The organism is Pedobacter glucosidilyticus (assembly GCF_002483235.1).
Classification (GTDB): Bacteria; Bacteroidota; Bacteroidia; order Sphingobacteriales; family Sphingobacteriaceae; genus Pseudopedobacter; species Pseudopedobacter glucosidilyticum_B.
Genome location: NZ_DLHN01000019.1, coordinates 24,788 through 44,454, shown reverse-complemented (window position 1 = coordinate 44,454; position 19,667 = coordinate 24,788). Strand labels below are relative to the sequence as shown.

Here is a 19,667-nt window from a genome sequence, read left to right as displayed (position 1 = left end):
AAGCATAAATTGGGCAAAATCAAAGATTTTTACCCAGTTTTTCTATCATATCTTGAGGGATATTTTCTAAATCCAAAACTAAGAAACCATCTAAACTATCAGAGAATTTAGGGTCAATATTAAAACAAATAATCTTAGCATTTAAGGCGATATATTGCCTTAGCAAAACAGGAATTTTAATATGATTGCTCTCTACTTCAGCAATTAAACTATCCAGATTTTTAAGAGAGTTACTGTTAGCCGTTAGTATATCAGCATCAATTTTAGAAAAGTCTACCTTAAATTGTTTCCTAGGTTTAACCATTTGTGCCATTTCGTGGTCAAAATGATTACGGTAAATAAAATCCACAATCAAAGATTTAGAAAATTTACTAAAAGTATTACTAATGGATACAGGACCAATCAAATATTTATATCTAGGATTATCAATCAAAAATTTAAGAATCCCTTTCCACAGTAAAAACAGTGGTAAAGGTTTTTGTTGATATTCTTTTCTTATCCAAGAACGCCCAAGTTCTAAACTATTTCTTAAAACAACACTAAACTGAGGCTTTATCTTAAACAACTCGGCAGTGTAAAAGCCTTTTTTGCCATAGCTGTAAAAAATTTCATCACCTTTACCAATTCTATAAGCCCCAACAACCATTTTTTGCTCGGTATCCCAAATAAATAAATGGTTGTAATAAATATCATAACTATCTAAATCGATAGATTTATTAGTGCCTTCTCCAATTTCCCTAAAAGTAATTTCTCTTAATCTTCCTATTTCTTTAATGATGTTAGGGATATTTTGAGTAGGGGTGATGTAAACCTCATAGTTTTTCTCTGTCCACACCAAACACTCACCACGCAAGTCCTCAATTTCTTTTTCCATCAAAGGTGTTTCAATAGGAGGAATAATATCTTGAGATTGCTTTAAAATTTTAAATAAATTAGCACTGCTAAAAATTTTTCGCTCGTTTTCTAAACCGGCACCTAAAGCATAAGTTTTGGCTCTTAAAAAAGCCAATAGAGCGCTGTTATTATCGTTATTCGGGATTTCTTCAAATTTTATAGGTTTCCCTATTCTTACATGGATGGTATGCCCCTTTTTATTAAACAATTCTGATGGTAGCTTGGCAGTTCTTAAAGCAGGGTGTATGAGTGATAATAAGTTAAATAACAAACCATTATTACCATGAAAATAAATAGGTACTACGGGTACTTTTGATTTTGATATCAATTTACCTACTACCGGATGCCACAGCTTATCTGTTACTTGCTGTTGCTCTAATTTAAAGGTAGATACCTCGCCAGCAGGAAAAATCCCGATAGGAGTACCGCCATTTAATAAGCCCAAAGTTGTTTTTATACCGCTAATGCTAGATGAGTGATCTATATTTTCAAACGGATTTACAGCTACAAAAAAATCACTCAGGTTAGGTATTTTCTTCAATAAGAAATTTGCCATCACCTTGGCTTCTGGTCTTATAGTACAAAGTATTTTTATCAAAACCAAACCTTCTATGCCGCCATAAGGATGATTTGCTACGCTTATAAAAGCACCATCTAGTGGGAGATTTTTAAAATCACTTTCTTTAATCTCTACTTTAACACCTAGAAGTCTTAGAATTTCATCTACAAAAGCCACACCCTCAAAATCGGCTGCTTTAGCAAATGTTTCGTTAATATCATTTATTTTCATGATTTCCATTAACAAGTAAGCCAATCCGGGCATTCTAAGCTTGTTAATTTTAGTAGCTTTCGCAAATTCTTCTGTCGTAATTATTTTCATCAGAATTGGTCGGTTTTTTATGCAAATATCAACTCTTTTAATAGATATTAACTAATTAAATTTTTATTGATAGTATTAAAAATAATTCTTTAATTTGATTTATTATCTACGTATGAATCAAAAATTTAAAGAATACTTTAGTATTTCTCGTCAGGAATACAGAGGTGTATTGGTGTTATTTATATTAATTGGGATACTTTTTAGCCCTTATGTTTATGAACGTTTCTTTTTCAAGCCTTTAGAAATAAAAATAGAAACCATTAAGCCCGCTTTAACCCAAATTGATAAATATAAAAATATAGGCGATGAAAATCATGAAGAAGAATTTCATAAACCTATTTTATTTAAGTTTAACCCGAACCATTTACCAGTGGAGGATTGGATAAAGCTAGGGCTATCAGAAAAGCAGGCTCTTTCTATTAAAAAATATGAAGCCAAAGGAGGCAAGTTTTATAAGAAGGAGGATGTTAAAAAAATGTATGCTATTTCTCCTGCTATGTACCAACGGTTAGCACCTTATATAGACATACCAGAAAATAAAAAGGAGGCTTATACCACTTACGATAGGAAGGAGTCTTTCCCTAAAAAGGCTTTTGTTATGGTTGATGTAAATAATGCAGATTCATTACAGTTATTAAACATCAAAGGAATAGGTCCTGCATTTGCCTCAAGAATTATAAAATATAGAAATAGGTTAGGAGGTTTTATCAGAAAAGAGCAACTCATGGAAGTTTACGGATTAGACTCTGTTAAATATGCTCAAATAGAAAGACAGGTTTTGATAGATACAGAGAAAATTATACCCATCAATATCAATACCTGCGAATTTGTAGATATCAAGAGGTTCCCATATTTGTCTTATAAGCAAATGAATGCCATTATTGCTTACCGTAAACAACATGGGGCTTATAAAACTATTGCAGATTTAAATAAAATCCACATCTTAAATCCCGAAATAATCAGTAAAATTGCTCCATATATCCAATTTTGATGATTGAACAAAAAATAAAGGAAACCGTAAGAGATGTTATGGATTTTCCCAAGCCAGGTATTGTTTTCAAAGACATTACACCTATTCTAAAAAACCAAGAATTATGTACTCAAATAATTGATGCTTTTGTAATACGATTAAAAGAGTTAGACTTTGATGCTATAGCAGGTATAGAAAGCAGAGGCTTTTTATTTGGATTAATGTTAGCCAATAGGTTAAATAAGCCTTTTATTCCTATCAGAAAAGCAGGTAAATTACCCTATAAAACCGTAAAACAAAACTATAACCTAGAATACGGCTCAGCAACTATAGAAATGCATGAAGACGCTTTTGAACCAGGAACCAAAATTCTGATTCATGATGATTTATTAGCTACCGGAGGAACTGTTGAAGCTACATCTTTATTGATACAAAAAATGAAAGGTGAGATAGCAGGCTTTTCTTTTATCATTAGCCTAGATTTTTTAAAGGGTAAAGATTTAATTAAGCCTTATGCTGATAAAGTTGTGGCTTTGGCAGAGTATTGATTAAAAAGTTTAATTAAAATCTAAATATGAAAAACAGCTTACTATTATTACTGTTATTTGGTGCTACACTCACCAATGCCCAAGACCTTCCCAGAAAAGGCTTTTTTAACAAAACTAAATTAGGTGTAGCCATACGAATGAATACATCTCCATCTTATTCTGGTATTAGGGATGAAGGAAACGGTACAGAAATTACCACCATAAACGGTTGGCATATCAATAAGCATGTTTCATTAGGTTTAGGGTTAAGTACATCTTCTTACATCAATCCAACTTTAACTTCTTATCCTGTATTTGCAAATGCACATTACTATTTTAAAAAAAGCTTTAAAACGCCTTACACTTTTACAAATTTAGGCTATGGCATTACATCTAACAGATATGATGGGGGCTTACTATATGAGATAGGTGCAGGTTACAATCTTAAATTAGGTAAGAAAACAGCCCTAACACCAGAAATATCTTATAAATATCAAGATTTTAGATATAAAAGCTCTAATGGTAAAATAGCTTTAAGTTCTATAGCATTAGGTATAGGCATTCTTTTTTAAACTTTATGATCTAGAGCGTTTAAGTATTAGTAGCTTAAAAGCTTTTTACTTCCTATGAAATCTAAAATAATTATTGCCACTTTATTTGTTTTACTCTTAAACAAAAGTGCTCAAGCGCAGCATTATTTTTATACACATCTAAAAATCCCGCTGTTTGAATATTTAAGCAAATCAAATAAAGAGCAGCCTGATAAAAATACCGATGGAATAGCTTTAAATGCAGGCTATGCTATTCAGTTGATGCCCAACTTTTGCCTAGAAACAGGTATTGATTATTTATTAGGAAACGCATTAACTAATAAAAACTACACCGATAATACTTTAACAGAATTAAAATCAGAAACAAGTCTGAGCAATCAGGCATTTTCTTTCCAGATAAGACCTACCTATAAAATTTCTATAGATGTGGATGATCAAACCTATTTGGCGCTAGCTTGTGGATTAAATTACCAAAAGCTTTATACGGATGCTTCTTTTACCACCTATACTAAGAATAGTAATAATCAAGCAAGCACTCAAAAAAGGCAAGCAACTGCTAAAAGCAACTTCTATTTAGTGCTAGAACCTAAATTGGCTTTAGAATTTAAAACAGAAAAGAAAATAGCTTATCGTTTTGGATTTAATTATACCCGTATAAATTGGGATAGAACTATCCAGCAGCTGAATTTTAATGATGTAGCTTATCAACAACCCAAACATCAAACTTCTACTATTTTCTTTTTTGCAGGCTTTGTGTTTTAAAATCGTATTTGTAAAATATGATCAAAATGAAATTATGAAAAACATCACAAAAAGAGATTTAAAATCCTTTTTATTAAGCTTTGCAATAATGTTTTTAATTGAGCTAATTTTAAATTGGAGTGATTTTGAACGAGGTTTTAAAGATGGTAAACCTTATCCTAAAGAGATTGATAAATAGCTTATTAAATAAATCTTTCAAAACTTGCAAAATACAATCTCACTCATTACCTTTGCAATCCATTAAAAATGAATAGAAGGGTGGTATTTAAAAAATGATTATTATCAACGTAAAAGACGGAGAATCAATTGATAGAGCTTTAAAGCGCTTCAAAAAGAAATTCGAAAAAACAGGTGTTTTAAGAGAGCTTCGTAGTCGCCAGGCTTATGAAAAGAAGTCTGTTGCCCGTAGAATGGAAGTTAAACACGCTATTTACAAACAAGGCTTAAACTTAGAATCTTAATAAATAACAATTTATTAAATAGATTCTTATATTATATAAAAACTATTTGTATATTCAATTTCGGATAAACAAATGGTTTTTTATGTTTTTAGAGCGTTTTTTTAATTATCTACAGTACGAAAAAAGGTATTCCAAGCATACCTTAACTGCTTATAAAAACGATTTATTACAATTTGAAAATTTCCTTAAAGAATTTGAATCAGATATTCTAACCGTTAATCATCAACAAATAAGAAATTGGATGATTACTTTGCTAGATGATGGTATAGAAGCTAGATCTGTCAATAGAAAAATATCTACACTAAGAGCTTTTTATAAATTTCTGGTAAAAGAGGAGGTGCTATCCATTAATCCTGTGTTAAAAATACAGGCACCTAAGGTTGCTAAAAAATTACCGGTTTTTGTAGAAGAGGCCAAACTTATTACTTTATTAGATAGCACCAGCGCTTTTGAAGATAGCTTTATAGGTGTTAGAGATAAATTGATATTAGAATTATTATTTGGTACAGGTATGCGATTAAGCGAGCTTTTGGGTTTAACCATTGCTTCAATAGATTTAAACCATCATACCATAAAAGTTCTGGGTAAAAGAAACAAAGAAAGAATTATTCCTATCCACCATTCATTAATAAATCAAATAAAAAGTTATTTAACAGAAAGATTAGCTATCGTTGCGGATACAAATACACCGTCCTTTATCGTTACAGAAAAAGGAGAACAAGCTTATGCAAAACTAATTTATAGAGTTGTGCAGCGTTATTTAAGTTTAGTAACTACACAAGACAAAAAAAGTCCACACCTGTTAAGGCATAGTTATGCAACATCGTTATTAAACCATGGGGCAGATATCAACGCCATCAAAGAGTTGTTAGGGCATGCAAGTTTAGCTGCTACACAAGTTTACACGCATAATTCTATAGAGAGAATAAAAACAATTTATAAACAAGCCCATCCAAAGGCTTAAAAACAGGAGGTAAAATGAAAATCGGAGTTCAATCCATCCACTTCAATGCCGACAAAGATTTATTGGCATTCATTCAAAAAAAAGCAAACAAACTAGATTTGTTTTTTGACCAGATTATTGGCGGAGATGTTTATTTAAAATTAGATAATGTCTCTGATGAAGCTAATAAGATTACGGAAATTAAGCTAATGATACCAGGTAATACCTTATTTGCAAAAGAACAATGTAAAAGCTTTGAAGAAGCAACAGACTTAGCCATAGAATCTTTAAGGAAGCAAATAAATAAACATAAAGAGAAAATTAAAGCTCATGAGAGTAATCATAAGCAAATTATTTCTCAAGCTATAAACTAGCTATATAATTCATTATCAACAGCCTTGAAACAGCCTTAATCGATGATTGTAAAAATCATCGATTTTTTTTTAAAAAAAATTTTGTTCGAATAGTAATTTTTGTACTTTTGCAGTCCCTCAAGCACAGGTCTTCTGGGATAAAAAAAGAAAGTTCTTTAAATTTAATAAAAGCCTCCTTAGCTCAGCTGGTAGAGCAACTGACTTGTAATCAGTAGGTCATTGGTTCGATTCCGATAGGAGGCTCAAGAGTGCGGGGGTATCGCATAGCGGCAATTGCGGCGGACTGTAAATCCGCTCCTTCGGGTTCAGTGGTTCGAGTCCACTTACCCCCACAATTAACATGCGGAAGTAGCTCAGTTGGTAGAGCGATAGCCTTCCAAGCTATAGGTCGCGAGTTCGAACCTCGTCTTCCGCTCACTTATTAAAAATAATATAGCCGCCTGTTTTAAAATTAGGCAGGGCTTTTTTTGTTTAAAAGCCGATGTAGCTCAGCGGTAGAGCACTTCCTTGGTAAGGAAGAGGTCATGGGTTCAAGTCCCATCATTGGCTCGATAAGATAGAGATTAAAAAAATAAAGTATATAAAATTAACCTACTAATAAGTACAAAATCATGGCAAAAGAAAAATTTGACCGTAGTAAACCACACTTAAACATCGGTACAATCGGTCACGTTGACCACGGTAAAACTACATTAACTGCAGCTATCACTAAAGTATTAGCTGATGCAGGTTTATCTGAAGCTCGTTCATTTGATTCAATTGACTCAGCTCCTGAAGAAAAAGAAAGAGGTATCACTATCAATACAGCACACGTAGAGTATTCTACTGCTAACCGTCACTATGCACACGTTGACTGTCCAGGTCACGCGGATTATGTGAAAAACATGGTTACTGGTGCTGCTCAGATGGATGGTGCTATCCTTGTTGTTGCTTCAACAGATGGTCCAATGCCTCAAACTCGTGAGCACATTCTATTAGCTCGTCAGGTTGGTGTACCAGCTCTTGTTGTTTTTATGAACAAAGTAGATATGGTTGACGATCCAGAGTTATTAGAGCTTGTTGAAATGGAAATCCGTGAGTTATTATCTTTCTATGATTTCCCTGGTGATGACATTCCTGTAATCCAAGGTTCTGCTTTAGGTGGGTTAAATGGTGATGCTAAATGGGTTGGTAAAATCATGGAGTTAATGGATGCGGTAGATAACTTCATTCCAATTCCACCAAGATTAACAGATCTTCCTTTCTTAATGCCTGTTGAGGACGTATTCTCAATCACTGGTCGTGGTACTGTTGCAACTGGTCGTATAGAAAGAGGTGTTATTAACTCTGGCGAGCAAGTGGATATCTTAGGTATGGGTGCTGAGAACTTAAAATCTACAGTTACTGGTGTTGAGATGTTCCGTAAGATTTTAGATAGAGGTGAGGCTGGTGATAACGTAGGTTTATTATTACGTGGTATTGAGAAAACTGATATCCGTCGTGGTATGGTTATCTGTAAGCCAGGTTCAGTAACTCCTCACACAGATTTCAAAGCTGAGGTTTACGTATTATCAAAAGCAGAAGGTGGACGTCATACTCCATTCTTTAACAAATACCGTCCTCAATTCTATTTTCGTACAACAGACGTAACTGGTGAAATCACTTTACAAGAAGGTGTAGAAATGGTTATGCCTGGTGATAACGTAACAATCAATGTTAAATTGATTAACGCAATCGCAATGGAAAAAGGTCTACGTTTCGCTATCCGTGAAGGTGGTAGAACAGTAGGTGCTGGTCAGGTAACTGAAATTGTAGCTTAATTTTAAGCATCATAAATATTTGAAAGCTAAGGTATTTAATGCCTTAGCTTTCTTTAACAAAAACGGGAATAGTTCAACGGTAGAATAGAGGTCTCCAAAACCTTTGATCAGGGTTCGAATCCTTGTTCCCGTGCTAAAGCAATACAAATGGCTAATTTTGCAGAATATATTAAAGAATCTTACACAGAGCTTACTGAAAAAGTAACTTGGCCAACTTGGGGTGAATTGCAGAATAGTGCTATCATAACCTTAGTGGCTTCTCTTATCATTGCATTAATCATATTTGCAATGGATGAGTCTGCAGGTAATCTGATTAAATTAATTTATAAGTCATTCGTATAATATAATTAAAGATGAGCGACCAATTAAAGTGGTATGTAGTAAGAGCGGTAAGTGGGAAGGAAAAAAAAGTAAAGCAATATATAGATGCTGAAATCAGTCGTTTAGAGCTTACTCATTTGGTTCCTCAGGTTTTAATACCTATGGAAAAATACTATCAGATGCGTGATGGTAAAAAAATCGCTAAAGAAAGAAACTACTACCCAGGGTATGTTTTAATAGAAGCTGCTTTAAATGCAGAGTTAGAATTAATCATCAAAAATATCAATAGTGTTATCGGCTTCTTAGGAGATAAAAGCGGAAACGCTGTCCCGTTAAGACCGGCAGAAGTTAATCGTATCTTAGGTAAGGTTGACGAGATGGCACAACAAGGAGAGATGATTAATATTCCTTATTACGTAGGTGAAAACATTAAAGTGATGGATGGCCCTTTCAATGGCTTCTCTGGAGTTATTGAAGAAGTGAATGAGGAAAAGAAAAAATTAAAGGTTATGGTTAAGATTTTTGGAAGAAGAACTCCATTAGAACTTAACTATATGCAAGTAGAAAAAGAATAAGTATTGTGTAGTGTGTACTGAGTATAGAGATTTCTCAATACCCAATACTCAAATCTCAATACTCAATTAAAAATGGATATGAGCTCAACAAAAGAATGCTTCCACATTAATTAACGTTGAGAAATAAATAAATAGAAAATGGCAAAAGTAGTCAGTGCGTTAATCAAATTACAAATCAAGGGTGGCGCTGCAAATCCATCACCTCCAGTTGGTCCGGCATTGGGAGCAAAAGGGGTGAACATTATGGAGTTTTGCAAGCAATTTAATGCTCGTACCCAAGATAAACCAGGGAAAGTTCTTCCGGTTGTAATTACTGTTTACGCAGACAAATCTTTCGATTTTATCATCAAAACTCCACCAGTAGCTATTCAATTAATGGAAGTTACTAGCATTAAAAGTGGATCTGCAGAACCTAACCGTAAAAAAGTTGCTAGCGTAACTTGGGAACAGGTAGAGGTTATTGCAAAAGATAAAATGCCTGATTTGAATGCATTCACAGTAGAATCAGCAATGAGAATGGTAGCTGGTACCGCCCGTAGTATGGGTATAAACGTTACAGGAAACGCTCCCTGGAACAATTAATTAAACAACAAAGTTAAAGACAGTGGCTAGATTAACAAAAAATCAAAAGACAGCACTTTCCAAACTTGAAGCTGGTAAAGCTTACTCTTTAAAAGAGGCAGCTAACCTGGTTAAAGATATCACAACAACTAAATTTGATGCATCGGTAGATATTGATGTTCGTTTAGGTGTTGATCCACGTAAAGCCAATCAAATGGTTCGTGGTATTGCTACTTTACCTCATGGTACCGGTAAGACAGTACGCGTTTTAGCATTAGTAACTCCTGATAAGGAAGAAGAAGCTAAAGCTGCAGGTGCTGATCACGTAGGTTTGGACGAGTATATTGCTAAGATTGAGAGTGGTTGGACAGATATCGATATTATTATTACTACTCCTAGCTGTATGGCTAAAGTTGGTAAATTAGGTCGTATTTTAGGTCCACGTAACTTAATGCCTAACCCTAAGTCAGGTACTGTAACCCAAGAAGTTGGTAAAGCAGTTGCTGATGTTAAAGGTGGTAAAATCGACTTTAAAGTTGATAAAACAGGTATTATCCATTGCTCAATAGGTAAAGTATCTTTCCCTGCTGATAAAATTTATGATAATGCTTTGGAGGTTCTTCAAATCATTTCAAAATTGAAACCATCAGCTGCTAAAGGAACATATTTTAAGAGTATTCATTTATCTTCAACTATGTCTCCTGGAATTGAAATTGAAACTAAAACAGTAGCGGGAATTTAAGATTATGAGAAAGGAAGAAAAACACGAAGTTGTTTCTGCTTTAGCTGAACAAATGAAAGAGTACGGTAATTTCTATATTACTGATACATCTGATTTAACAGTGGCAAAAATCAATAATATTCGCCGCAAATGTTTTGAGAACGAAATTGGTATACAAGTTGTAAAAAACACACTTATCAGAAAAGCTTTAGAGCAATTAGATGGTGATGTTGCACCTTTATTCGATGTTCTTAAAGGTTCATCTTCTGTGATGTTTTCTACTACAGGAAACGCACCTGCAAAGCTTATTAAAGCTTTAAGAAAAGAAGGTGATAAACCAGTTTTAAAAGCAGCATATATTGATTTCACTGCATTTATCGGAGATAACCAGTTAGACGCTCTAGTTAATCTTAAATCTAGAGAAGAGCTTATTGGTGATATCATCGGTTTATTACAGTCGCCAGCGAAGAATGTTGTTTCAGCACTTCAATCTGGAGGAAACAAATTGGCAGGAATTGTCAAAACTTTACAAGAAAGAGGTTAACCAAATACCTAAAATTTGGAATTAGTAAAACAAAAAGTAAAATTTTAAAAATTAAATATAATGGCAGATTTAAAAGCGTTTGCTGAGCAGTTAGTAAACTTATCAGTTAAAGAAGTAAACGAATTAGCTCAAATTTTAAAAGATGAGTATGGTATTGAGCCTGCTGCTGCTGTTGCAGTTGCTGGTCCTGCTGCTGCTGGTGATGCACCTGCTGCTGCTGAAGAGAAAACATCTTTTGATGTAATCTTGAAAGATGCTGGTGGTCAGAAATTAGCAGTTGTTAAATTAGTTAAAGACTTAACTGGTTTAGGCTTAAAAGAAGCTAAAGATTTAGTTGATGGTGCACCTAAAGAATTAAAAGCTGGTGTTGCTAAAGACGAAGCTGAAGCTCTTAAAAAACAATTAGAAGAAGCAGGAGCTGTTGTTGAGATTAAATAATTAGAGTCTCTCTACAAAATATAGCCTTAAACTCCCTCCGTTAAAGCGGATTGGAGTTTATGGCTTTTGGTGTATATCACCAATTTTAATAAAAATACTGAATGGTTGTTCAGTATTAATCGAATTTTCGGTTTAGTTTAACTAAAATTTTAGACCCTTGGCAAACAAAAGCAATCAAAGGATAAACTTTGCTCAAAGTAAGCATGTAATTGATTATCCTGATTTTCTGGATGTTCAAATCCAATCGTTCAAGGAATTCTTTCAGTTAGAAACCACTTCAGATAACCGTCATACAGAAGGGTTATTTAAAGTTTTTGCTGAAAACTTTCCGATCTCAGACTCGAGAAACATATTTGTTTTAGAATTTCTGGATTACTTTATTGATCCACCTCGTTATGATATACAAGAGTGTATTGAGCGTGGGTTAACTTACAGTGTACCTCTTAAGGCAAAATTAAGATTGTCTTGTAATGATGAGGAACACGAAGATTTTGAAACAATTGTTCAGGATGTTTATTTAGGAACTATTCCTTATATGACACCTAAAGGAACTTTTGTAATTAATGGTGCAGAACGTGTAATTGTTTCTCAGCTACACCGTTCACCAGGTGTATTTTTCGGCGTAAGTCGTCATACAAACGGTAGTAAATTATACTCAGCCCGTGTTATTCCTTTCAAAGGTTCATGGATAGAGTTTGCTACAGACGTTAACAATGTGATGTATGCTTACATAGACCGTAAAAAGAAATTCCCTGTAACTACACTTTTAAGAGCAATTGGTTATGATTCTGATAAAGATATATTAGAATTATTTGACTTAGCAGATGAAGTTAAGGTTAGCAAATCTGGACTTAAAAAATATGTAGGTCGTAAACTTGCTGCAAGAGTTCTTAAGAAATGGGTAGAAGATTTTGTGGATGAAGATACAGGTGAAGTTGTTTCTATTGATAGAAATGAAATTATTCTTGAAAGAGAAACCATTTTAGAAGATGATCATATCGATATGATTGTTGATGCTGGTGTTAAAACTTTAATTCTTTCTAAAGAAGATAGCAACAGCGGAGACTATACTATCATTTATAATACTTTACAAAAAGATACTTCTAACTCTGCTAAAGAAGCGGTAGAACATATCTACAGACAACTACGTAACGCCGAACCACCTGATGAGGAAACCGCTCGTGGTATCATCGATCGTTTATTCTTCTCAGATAAACGTTATGATTTAGGTGATGTTGGTCGTTACCGTATCAATCGTAAGTTAAAATTAGATACTCCTGTGGAGACTAAAGTTTTAACTAAGATGGATATTATTGCGATTGTTAAATATTTGATCAAATTAATCAACTCAAAAGAGGATGTTGATGATATCGATCACTTATCAAACCGTCGTGTTCGTACAGTAGGTGAGCAGCTTTACGCTCAGTTTGGTGTAGGTTTATCAAGAATGGCAAGAACCATTCGCGAGCGTATGAATATCCGTGACAACGAGGTATTTACGCCAACCGACTTAATTAATGCTCGTACATTATCTTCAGTAATCAATTCTTTCTTCGGTACCAACCAGTTATCTCAATTCATGGATCAAACCAATCCATTAGCTGAGATTACTCATAAACGTCGTTTATCGGCCTTAGGTCCAGGTGGTTTATCTAGAGAGAGAGCTGGTTTTGAGGTTCGTGACGTTCACTACACGCACTACGGTCGTTTATGTACTATCGAAACTCCAGAGGGACCAAACATTGGTTTGATTTCTTCTCTTTGCGTACATGCTAAAATTAATAACCTTGGATTTATTGAAACTCCTTACCGTAAAGTTGTTGAGGGTAAGGTAGCGGTAGACCAACCAGTTATTTACTTAAGTGCAGAGGATGAGGATGGTATGACTATCGCTCAGGCAAATGCACAATATGATGAAAAAGGAAATTATGTTGACGATAAAGTAAAAGCAAGATATGAAGGTGACTTCCCGGTAATCGAGCCAGAAAAACTTGATTATATGGACGTATCTCCAAATCAGATTACTTCTATCGCGGCTTCATTAATTCCTTTCTTAGAGCATGATGATGCGAACAGAGCTTTGATGGGATCTAACATGCAACGTCAAGCTGTTCCTTTATTACGTCCAGAAGCTCCTGTAGTAGGTACAGGTTTAGAAGGTCGTGTTGCTCGTGACTCAAGAACTTTGATTAACGCAGAAGGTAATGGTGTTGTTGAGTATGTTGATGCTAACAAGATTACCATTAAATATGATAGAACAGAAGATGATACTTTAGTTTCATTTGATGGAGAATCTAAATCATACAACTTAATTAAATTTAAGAAAACCAACCAAAGTACTTGTATCAACTTAAAGCCAATTGTTAAAAAAGGACAAAGAGTTGAAAAAGGTCAGGTTCTTTGCGAAGGTTATGCTACACAAGATGGTGAATTAGCCCTTGGAAGAAACTTAAAAGTTGCTTTCATGCCTTGGCAAGGTTACAACTTTGAGGATGCTATCGTAATCTCTGAAAGAGTTGTTTCTCAGGACATCTTTACTTCTCTTCATATTGAAGAATTTGAATTAGAAGTGCGTGATACTAAGCGTGGTGAAGAGGAGTTAACTCCGGATATTCCTAACGTTTCTGAGGAGGCTACAAAAGATTTGGATGAAAACGGTATCATTAGAGTAGGTGCTGAAGTTAAAGAAGGTGATATTCTTATTGGTAAAATCACTCCTAAGGGAGAATCAGACCCTTCACCAGAAGAGAAACTTTTAAGAGCAATTTTCGGAGATAAAGCTGGTGATGTTAAAGATGCATCTTTAAAAACTCCACCTTCAATCAATGGTGTTGTTATTGATACTAAATTATTTTCAAGAGCTAAGAAAACTTCTAAAGCAGAAGAAAAAGCAGCTTTAGATAAATTAGAAGCAAGACATGAGAAAGCTGTAAGAGAGCTTCGTGAAACCTTGGTTGAGAAATTGTTTACTATCGTAAATGGCAAAACTTCACAAGGTGTTTACAATGTTTACAAAGAGCTTTTAATTGCTAAAGGTGTTAAGTTTACGCAGAAGTTATTAATGGAATTGGATTACAATCACATTAATCCAACGAAATGGACAACTGATGAGGACAAAAACGAATTGATAAAAGCGCTTCTACATAATTTCAATATTAAAGTTAACGAAGAATTAGGTGCTTACCGCAGAGATAAATTTGCTATCAGTGTGGGTGATGAGCTTCCTTCAGGTATCGTTCAAATGGCGAAAGTTTATGTTGCTAAGAAACGTAAATTAAAAGTAGGTGATAAAATGGCTGGTCGTCACGGTAATAAGGGTATAGTTGCTCGTATCGTTCGTGATGAAGATATGCCTTTCCTTGCTGATGGAACTCCAGTAGACATCGTGTTAAACCCACTAGGTGTACCTTCTCGTATGAACTTAGGGCAGATTTACGAAACTGTTTTAGGTTGGGCAGGTAAAGAATTAGGGTTGAAATTTGCAACTCCAATTTTTGATGGTGCATCTCATGACGAGGTTGAACATTATGTAAAAGAAGCTGGTGTACCAGAATCAGGAAGAACATACCTGTACAATGGCTTAACTGGAGAGCGTTTTGACCAACCAACAACCGTAGGTATCATCTATATGTTGAAACTAGGTCACATGGTTGATGATAAAATGCATGCTCGTTCAATAGGACCATACTCATTAATTACACAACAACCATTAGGTGGTAAAGCACAATTTGGTGGTCAGCGTTTTGGTGAGATGGAGGTTTGGGCACTTGAAGCGTTTGGTGCTGCTAATATTCTACAAGAGATCTTAACAGTTAAATCTGATGATGTTGTAGGAAGAGCAAAAACTTACGAAGCAATTGTTAAAGGTGAAAATCTTCCAACTCCGGGTGTTCCAGAATCATTCAACGTATTGGTTCATGAACTAAGAGGATTAGGTTTAGATATTACATTAGATTAATAAGGCCGAAGGCCGAAAGCTTAAGGCGTAATGCTTTAAGCTTTTAGCATTCTGCTTTTAGCTTAAGAAAGAATATGTCTTACAAAAAGGATAATAAAATAAAAAGTAATTTTACCTCAATTACCATTAGCTTATCTTCTCCTGAAGCAATTTTGGAAAGATCAAGTGGTGAGGTATTAAAGCCTGAGACAATCAACTACAGAACGTATAAACCAGAACGTGATGGTTTATTTTGCGAGCGTATTTTTGGTCCGGTGAAAGATTACGAATGCCATTGCGGTAAATATAAGCGTATTCGTTATAAAGGAATCGTTTGTGACCGTTGCGGTGTTGAGGTTACAGAGAAAAAAGTACGTCGTGAGCGTATGGGACACATCAATCTTGTTGTTCCTGTTGCGCACATCTGGTATTTCAGATCTTTACCTAACAAAATTGGTTACTTATTAGGTTTGCCAACTAAAAAATTAGACTTGATTATTTACTACGAGCGTTATGTAGTTATACAGTCTGGTTTAATGGCAGATCAAGGAATCAATTACATGGACTTCTTAACAGAAGAAGAGTATCTTGATATCTTAGATAAATTGCCTAAAGAAAACCAGTATTTGGATGATAAAGATCCAAATAAATTCATCGCTAAGATGGGAGCGGAGGCTTTAGAAGATTTATTAAAGCGTCTTGATTTAGATACTTTATCTTATGATTTACGTCACCAAGCTGCTAACGAAACTTCTCAGCAACGTAAAAATGAAGCTTTAAAGCGTTTACAAGTTGTTGAAGCATTCCGTGGTTCTCAAGGTCGTATAGAGAATAATCCAGAATGGATGATTGTTAAAATCGTTCCGGTTATTCCACCAGAATTACGTCCATTAGTGCCATTAGAAGGTGGTCGTTTTGCAACTTCAGATTTAAATGATCTTTATAGAAGAGTTATTATCCGTAATAACCGTTTAAAAAGATTAATGGAAATTAAAGCTCCAGAAGTAATCTTACGTAACGAAAAACGTATGTTACAAGAAGCTGTTGATTCATTATTTGACAACTCACGTAAAGTGAATGCTGTTAAAACTGAAGGTAACAGAGCTTTAAAATCATTATCTGATATATTAAAAGGTAAGCAAGGACGTTTCCGTCAAAACTTACTAGGTAAACGTGTGGATTATTCTGGACGTTCTGTAATTGTGGTAGGTCCTACCTTAAAATTACACGAATGTGGTTTACCTAAAGATATGGCAGCAGAGCTATTCAAACCATTTATCATCCGTAAGATGATAGAAAGGGGAGTAGTTAAAACTGTTAAATCTGCTAAGAAAATTGTGGATAGAAAAGACCCTCTAGTTTGGGATATTTTAGAGAACGTATTAAAAGGACATCCAGTTCTTTTAAACAGGGCTCCTACACTTCACCGTTTAGGTATCCAAGCATTCCAACCTAAATTAGTTGAAGGTAAAGCTATCCAATTACACCCATTAGTTTGTACTGCATTTAACGCGGATTTTGACGGTGACCAGATGGCTGTTCACGTACCACTAGGTAACGCTGCTGTTTTGGAAGCCCAAATCTTGATGTTAGCATCACATAACATTCTTAACCCTGCTAACGGAACTCCGGTAACGGTACCTTCTCAAGACATGGTTCTTGGTTTATACTACATGACTAAAGGTCGTAAGTCTGAGCCAGGACACCCAGTAAGAGGTGAAGGTTCTATTTTCTATTCTTCGGAAGAGGTAACGATTGCCTACAACGAGAAGCAAATAGATTTACATGCCTTCATTAAAGTAAAAGCTAAGGTTAAAGGTAAAGATGGTTCAATAGAAGCTAAAACTATTGAAACTACAGTTGGTAGAGTATTATTTAATGAAGTTGTACCAGAAGAGGTGGGTTTCATTAATGAATTGCTAACTAAAAAATCTCTTAGAGATATCATTGGGGAAGTTGTAAAAGTTACTGGTATGGCCAGAGCTGCAAATTTCTTAGATGAAATCAAAACTATGGGATTCCAGTATGCTTTCAGAGGAGGTTTATCTTTCAACTTGAAAGATTTAAATATTCCTACAGAGAAACATACTTTATTAGAGCAAGCTCGTAAAGAAGTTGATGAAGTAATGAATAACTATAACATGGGTTTCATTACCAACAACGAACGTTACAACCAAATTATCGATATCTGGACGCGTATCAATAACAAACTGACATCGCATGTAATGCACCAGTTAACAAACGATAACCAAGGATTTAACTCTGTTTATATGATGTTAGATTCTGGAGCTCGTGGTTCTAAGGAGCAAATTCGTCAGCTTTGTGGTATGAGGGGATTGATGGCAAAACCTCAAAAATCAGGTTCTGGTGGTGAGATTATTGAGAACCCTATTCTTTCTAACTTTAAAGAAGGTTTATCAGTTCTTGAGTACTTTATCTCTACCCACGGTGCTCGTAAAGGTCTTGCAGATACAGCATTAAAAACTGCTGATGCTGGTTACTTAACTCGTCGTTTACATGACGTTGCTCAAGATATGGTTATTAAAGCACACGATTGTGGTACTTTAAGAGGTATGTTCACAACAGCTTTAAAAGATAACGAGGATATTGTTGAGCCATTATACGATAGAATCTTAGGTCGTACTTCATTACATGATGTTTACCATCCATTAACTAACGAATTATTAGTTGGTGCTAATGAGGATATCACTGAAGAAATCGCGAAAGCCATAGAAGAATCTCCGTTAGAAGGAGTTGAAATACGTTCTGTATTAACTTGTGAGGCTCCAAGAGGAGTTTGTGCACTTTGCTACGGAAGAAACTTAGCTTCTGGTAAACGTGTTCAAATGGGTGAGGCAGTTGGTGTAATTGCAGCACAGTCTATTGGTGAGCCGGGTACACAGTTAACACTTCGTACTTTCCACGTGGGTGGTACTGCATCTAACATTGCTGCAGAATCTCAAATCAATGCTAAATTTGATGGTGTTATCGAGTTTGAAAACATCAGAACTGTTGAGTATGAGACAGAAGAAGGTAAAGTAGAGGTTGTTTTAGGTCGTTCTGGAGAATTTAAAATTGTAGATCCAAATAGCGGAAGAGTTATTGTAACCAATAATATCCCTTATGGTTCTTATTTATATGTTAAAGAAGGAACTAAATTAACTAAAGGCGATAAGATTTGTTCTTGGGATCCGTACAATGCAGTAATCATATCAGAATTCTCTGGTAAGGTAGAGTTTGAATCAGTGATAGAAGGTGTTACCTTCCGTGAAGAATCTGATGAGCAAACCGGACACAGAGAGAAAGTGATTATTGATACAAGAGATAAAACCAAAAACCCTGTTGTTAAAATCGTTGACAAAAAAGGTGGCTCTATTAGAGAATACAACATTCCAGTAGGAGCACACATTGTTGTAGATGAAGGCGACGAGGTTAAAATGGGTGAAATCTTAGTTAAGATTCCTCGTACAACTGGTAAAACTAGAGATATCACCGGTGGTTTACCTCGTGTAACCGAATTATTTGAAGCTAGAAACCCATCTAACCCAGCTGTTATTACAGAGATTGATGGTGTAGTAACTTTAGGAGGTGTTAAACGTGGTAACCGTGAGGTAACTATCGAGTCTAGAGACGGTCAAGTTAAAAAATACTTGGTGCCATTATCTAAGCACATTTTAGTACAGGATAATGACTTTGTTAAAGCTGGTATGGCATTGTCTGATGGAGCAACTTCTCCAGGCGATATCTTATCAATTAAAGGTCCTGCGGCTGTACAAGAATATCTTGTTAATGGAATCCAAGAGGTTTACCGTTTACAAGGTGTGAAAATTAACGATAAGCACTTCGAGACTATCGTTCACCAAATGATGCAAAAAGTAATGATTGAGGATGCTGGTGATACGAAATTCTTAGAAAAAGAAGCCGTAGATAGATTTGATTTCTCTATTGAGAATGATAGTATCTATGATAAAATGGTAGTTGAAGATCCAGGAGATTCTAATGCTTTAAAACCAGGTCAGATTATTTCTGTACGTAAATTACGTGATGAGAACTCACAATTGAAACGTAAAGATTTAAAACTGGTTACAGCAAGAGAGGCTCGTCCGGCAACGGCAAGTCCAATGCTACAAGGTATTACCAGAGCATCTTTAGGTACTAAATCGTTTATCTCAGCTGCATCGTTCCAAGAGACTACTAAAGTTCTTAACGAAGCTGCAATTGCTGGTAAGCGTGATAATTTATTAGGATTGAAAGAAAACGTAATTGTTGGTCACTTAATCCCGTCTGGTACAGGTTTAAGAGATTACGAAAGAATTATTGTTGGATCTCAAGAAGAATACGATAAATTAATGGCTTCTAAAGAAGAGGAAGAAGAGATTGAAGCATAGTAATCTCTCTAAATAATAAAA

18 protein-coding genes and 5 tRNA genes are annotated in these 19,667 nt (G+C 34.9%); 22 read left to right on the top strand and 1 reads right to left on the bottom strand.

Annotated features, from left to right (window positions below; translation table 11 throughout):
• Window positions 1-19: 19 nt before the first annotated feature.
• Entirely contained in the window at window positions 20-1,774 is a 1,755-nt protein-coding gene (locus B2745_RS05860; RefSeq protein WP_304064320.1) for a lysophospholipid acyltransferase family protein, read from the bottom strand.
• 112 nt (window positions 1,775-1,886) lie between these two features.
• Between B2745_RS05860 and B2745_RS05855 the strand changes: the two genes are divergently transcribed.
• The 22 genes from B2745_RS05855 (at window position 1,887) to rpoC (ending at window position 19,646) form a co-directional block, all read left to right on the top strand.
• A complete protein-coding gene (locus B2745_RS05855) occupies window positions 1,887-2,765 on the top strand; it encodes a ComEA family DNA-binding protein (RefSeq protein WP_304064319.1) in 879 nt (292 codons plus the stop codon).
• The gene (locus B2745_RS05850; protein ID WP_304064318.1) at window positions 2,765-3,292 is read left to right on the top strand and encodes an adenine phosphoribosyltransferase; all 528 of its coding nucleotides are present in this window, start codon (window positions 2,765-2,767) and stop codon (window positions 3,290-3,292) included. The genes B2745_RS05855 and B2745_RS05850 overlap by 1 nt, the downstream gene beginning before the upstream one ends.
• A 26-nt stretch (window positions 3,293-3,318) precedes the next feature.
• The gene (locus B2745_RS05845) at window positions 3,319-3,843 is read left to right on the top strand and encodes a hypothetical protein (protein WP_304064317.1); all 525 of its coding nucleotides are present in this window, start codon (window positions 3,319-3,321) and stop codon (window positions 3,841-3,843) included.
• A gap of 54 nt (window positions 3,844-3,897) precedes the next feature.
• Window positions 3,898-4,584 (top strand): outer membrane beta-barrel protein, encoded by a 687-nt coding sequence (locus tag B2745_RS05840; RefSeq protein WP_304064316.1) that lies wholly within the window; start codon window positions 3,898-3,900, stop codon window positions 4,582-4,584.
• A gap of 34 nt (window positions 4,585-4,618) precedes the next feature.
• Window positions 4,619-4,762: a hypothetical protein gene (locus B2745_RS05835; RefSeq protein ID WP_304064315.1), complete on the top strand. Its 144-nt coding sequence runs from the start codon at window positions 4,619-4,621 to the stop codon at window positions 4,760-4,762.
• A gap of 94 nt (window positions 4,763-4,856) precedes the next feature.
• The gene (rpsU, locus tag B2745_RS05830) at window positions 4,857-5,045 is read left to right on the top strand and encodes a 30S ribosomal protein S21 (protein WP_026902983.1); all 189 of its coding nucleotides are present in this window, start codon (window positions 4,857-4,859) and stop codon (window positions 5,043-5,045) included.
• Window positions 5,046-5,127: 82 nt separating this feature from the next.
• Entirely contained in the window at window positions 5,128-6,009 is an 882-nt protein-coding gene (locus tag B2745_RS05825) for a tyrosine-type recombinase/integrase (protein WP_304064314.1), read from the top strand.
• A gap of 14 nt (window positions 6,010-6,023) precedes the next feature.
• On the top strand, window positions 6,024-6,362 hold the full coding sequence (gene hpf, locus B2745_RS05820; protein WP_026902985.1) for a ribosome hibernation-promoting factor, HPF/YfiA family: 339 nt from the start codon (window positions 6,024-6,026) through the stop codon (window positions 6,360-6,362).
• 170 nt (window positions 6,363-6,532) lie between these two features.
• Window positions 6,533-6,605 (top strand) — tRNA-Thr (locus tag B2745_RS05815).
• Window positions 6,606-6,614: 9 nt separating this feature from the next.
• Window positions 6,615-6,694, top strand: a tRNA-Tyr gene (locus B2745_RS05810).
• A gap of 10 nt (window positions 6,695-6,704) precedes the next feature.
• Window positions 6,705-6,777 (top strand) — tRNA-Gly (locus tag B2745_RS05805).
• Window positions 6,778-6,839: 62 nt separating this feature from the next.
• A tRNA-Thr gene (locus B2745_RS05800) sits at window positions 6,840-6,911 on the top strand.
• Window positions 6,912-6,973: 62 nt separating this feature from the next.
• A complete protein-coding gene (tuf, locus tag B2745_RS05795; protein ID WP_026902986.1) occupies window positions 6,974-8,161 on the top strand; it encodes an elongation factor Tu in 1,188 nt (395 codons plus the stop codon).
• A 62-nt stretch (window positions 8,162-8,223) separates the two neighbouring features.
• Window positions 8,224-8,294: transfer RNA gene (locus B2745_RS05790), tRNA-Trp, on the top strand.
• Between the two features lie 14 nt (window positions 8,295-8,308).
• Window positions 8,309-8,503: a preprotein translocase subunit SecE gene (secE, locus tag B2745_RS05785; RefSeq protein ID WP_026902987.1), complete on the top strand. Its 195-nt coding sequence runs from the start codon at window positions 8,309-8,311 to the stop codon at window positions 8,501-8,503.
• 11 nt (window positions 8,504-8,514) lie between these two features.
• Window positions 8,515-9,057 carry a transcription termination/antitermination protein NusG gene (nusG, locus tag B2745_RS05780; RefSeq protein ID WP_026902988.1) on the top strand — a complete coding sequence of 181 codons (543 nt, stop codon included), beginning with the start codon at window positions 8,515-8,517 and terminating at the stop codon, window positions 9,055-9,057.
• Between the two features lie 138 nt (window positions 9,058-9,195).
• Window positions 9,196-9,639 carry a 50S ribosomal protein L11 gene (gene rplK / locus B2745_RS05775; protein ID WP_026902989.1) on the top strand — a complete coding sequence of 148 codons (444 nt, stop codon included), beginning with the start codon at window positions 9,196-9,198 and terminating at the stop codon, window positions 9,637-9,639.
• A 22-nt stretch (window positions 9,640-9,661) separates the two neighbouring features.
• Window positions 9,662-10,360 carry a 50S ribosomal protein L1 gene (gene rplA, locus B2745_RS05770; RefSeq protein ID WP_026902990.1) on the top strand — a complete coding sequence of 233 codons (699 nt, stop codon included), beginning with the start codon at window positions 9,662-9,664 and terminating at the stop codon, window positions 10,358-10,360.
• Window positions 10,361-10,364: 4 nt separating this feature from the next.
• Window positions 10,365-10,883: a 50S ribosomal protein L10 gene (rplJ, locus tag B2745_RS05765; protein WP_026902991.1), complete on the top strand. Its 519-nt coding sequence runs from the start codon at window positions 10,365-10,367 to the stop codon at window positions 10,881-10,883.
• A 60-nt stretch (window positions 10,884-10,943) separates the two neighbouring features.
• Window positions 10,944-11,321, top strand: a complete 378-nt coding sequence (rplL, locus tag B2745_RS05760) for a 50S ribosomal protein L7/L12 (RefSeq protein ID WP_026902992.1) — start codon at window positions 10,944-10,946, stop codon at window positions 11,319-11,321.
• Between the two features lie 157 nt (window positions 11,322-11,478).
• Complete coding sequence (gene rpoB / locus B2745_RS05755; RefSeq protein WP_026902993.1) at window positions 11,479-15,279, top strand: DNA-directed RNA polymerase subunit beta; 3,801 nt, start codon at window positions 11,479-11,481, stop codon at window positions 15,277-15,279.
• A 74-nt stretch (window positions 15,280-15,353) separates the two neighbouring features.
• On the top strand, window positions 15,354-19,646 hold the full coding sequence (rpoC, locus tag B2745_RS05750) for a DNA-directed RNA polymerase subunit beta' (RefSeq protein WP_304064313.1): 4,293 nt from the start codon (window positions 15,354-15,356) through the stop codon (window positions 19,644-19,646).
• The last annotated feature ends 21 nt before the right edge of the window (window positions 19,647-19,667 follow it).

Excerpts from the sequence above, each read along its gene's own strand:
- B2745_RS05855 (WP_304064319.1), top strand. The coding sequence starts at position 1,887 with ATGAATCAAAAATTTAAAGAATACTTTAGTATTTCTCGTCAGGAATAC.
- B2745_RS05835 (WP_304064315.1), top strand. The coding sequence starts at position 4,619 with ATGAAAAACATCACAAAAAGAGATTTAAAATCCTTTTTATTAAGCTTT.
- rplJ (WP_026902991.1), top strand. The coding sequence starts at position 10,365 with ATGAGAAAGGAAGAAAAACACGAAGTTGTTTCTGCTTTAGCTGAACAA.
- secE (WP_026902987.1), top strand. The coding sequence starts at position 8,309 with ATGGCTAATTTTGCAGAATATATTAAAGAATCTTACACAGAGCTTACT.
- hpf (WP_026902985.1), top strand. The coding sequence starts at position 6,024 with ATGAAAATCGGAGTTCAATCCATCCACTTCAATGCCGACAAAGATTTA.
- rpoC (WP_304064313.1), top strand. The coding sequence starts at position 15,354 with ATGTCTTACAAAAAGGATAATAAAATAAAAAGTAATTTTACCTCAATT.
- B2745_RS05825 (WP_304064314.1), top strand. The coding sequence starts at position 5,128 with ATGTTTTTAGAGCGTTTTTTTAATTATCTACAGTACGAAAAAAGGTAT.
- B2745_RS05850 (WP_304064318.1), top strand. The coding sequence starts at position 2,765 with ATGATTGAACAAAAAATAAAGGAAACCGTAAGAGATGTTATGGATTTT.
- tuf (WP_026902986.1), top strand. The coding sequence starts at position 6,974 with ATGGCAAAAGAAAAATTTGACCGTAGTAAACCACACTTAAACATCGGT.
- B2745_RS05845 (WP_304064317.1), top strand. The coding sequence starts at position 3,319 with ATGAAAAACAGCTTACTATTATTACTGTTATTTGGTGCTACACTCACC.
- B2745_RS05840 (WP_304064316.1), top strand. The coding sequence starts at position 3,898 with ATGAAATCTAAAATAATTATTGCCACTTTATTTGTTTTACTCTTAAAC.
- rpsU (WP_026902983.1), top strand. The coding sequence starts at position 4,857 with ATGATTATTATCAACGTAAAAGACGGAGAATCAATTGATAGAGCTTTA.
- nusG (WP_026902988.1), top strand. The coding sequence starts at position 8,515 with ATGAGCGACCAATTAAAGTGGTATGTAGTAAGAGCGGTAAGTGGGAAG.
- B2745_RS05860 (WP_304064320.1), bottom strand. The coding sequence starts at position 1,774 with ATGAAAATAATTACGACAGAAGAATTTGCGAAAGCTACTAAAATTAAC.
- rplL (WP_026902992.1), top strand. The coding sequence starts at position 10,944 with ATGGCAGATTTAAAAGCGTTTGCTGAGCAGTTAGTAAACTTATCAGTT.
- rplK (WP_026902989.1), top strand. The coding sequence starts at position 9,196 with ATGGCAAAAGTAGTCAGTGCGTTAATCAAATTACAAATCAAGGGTGGC.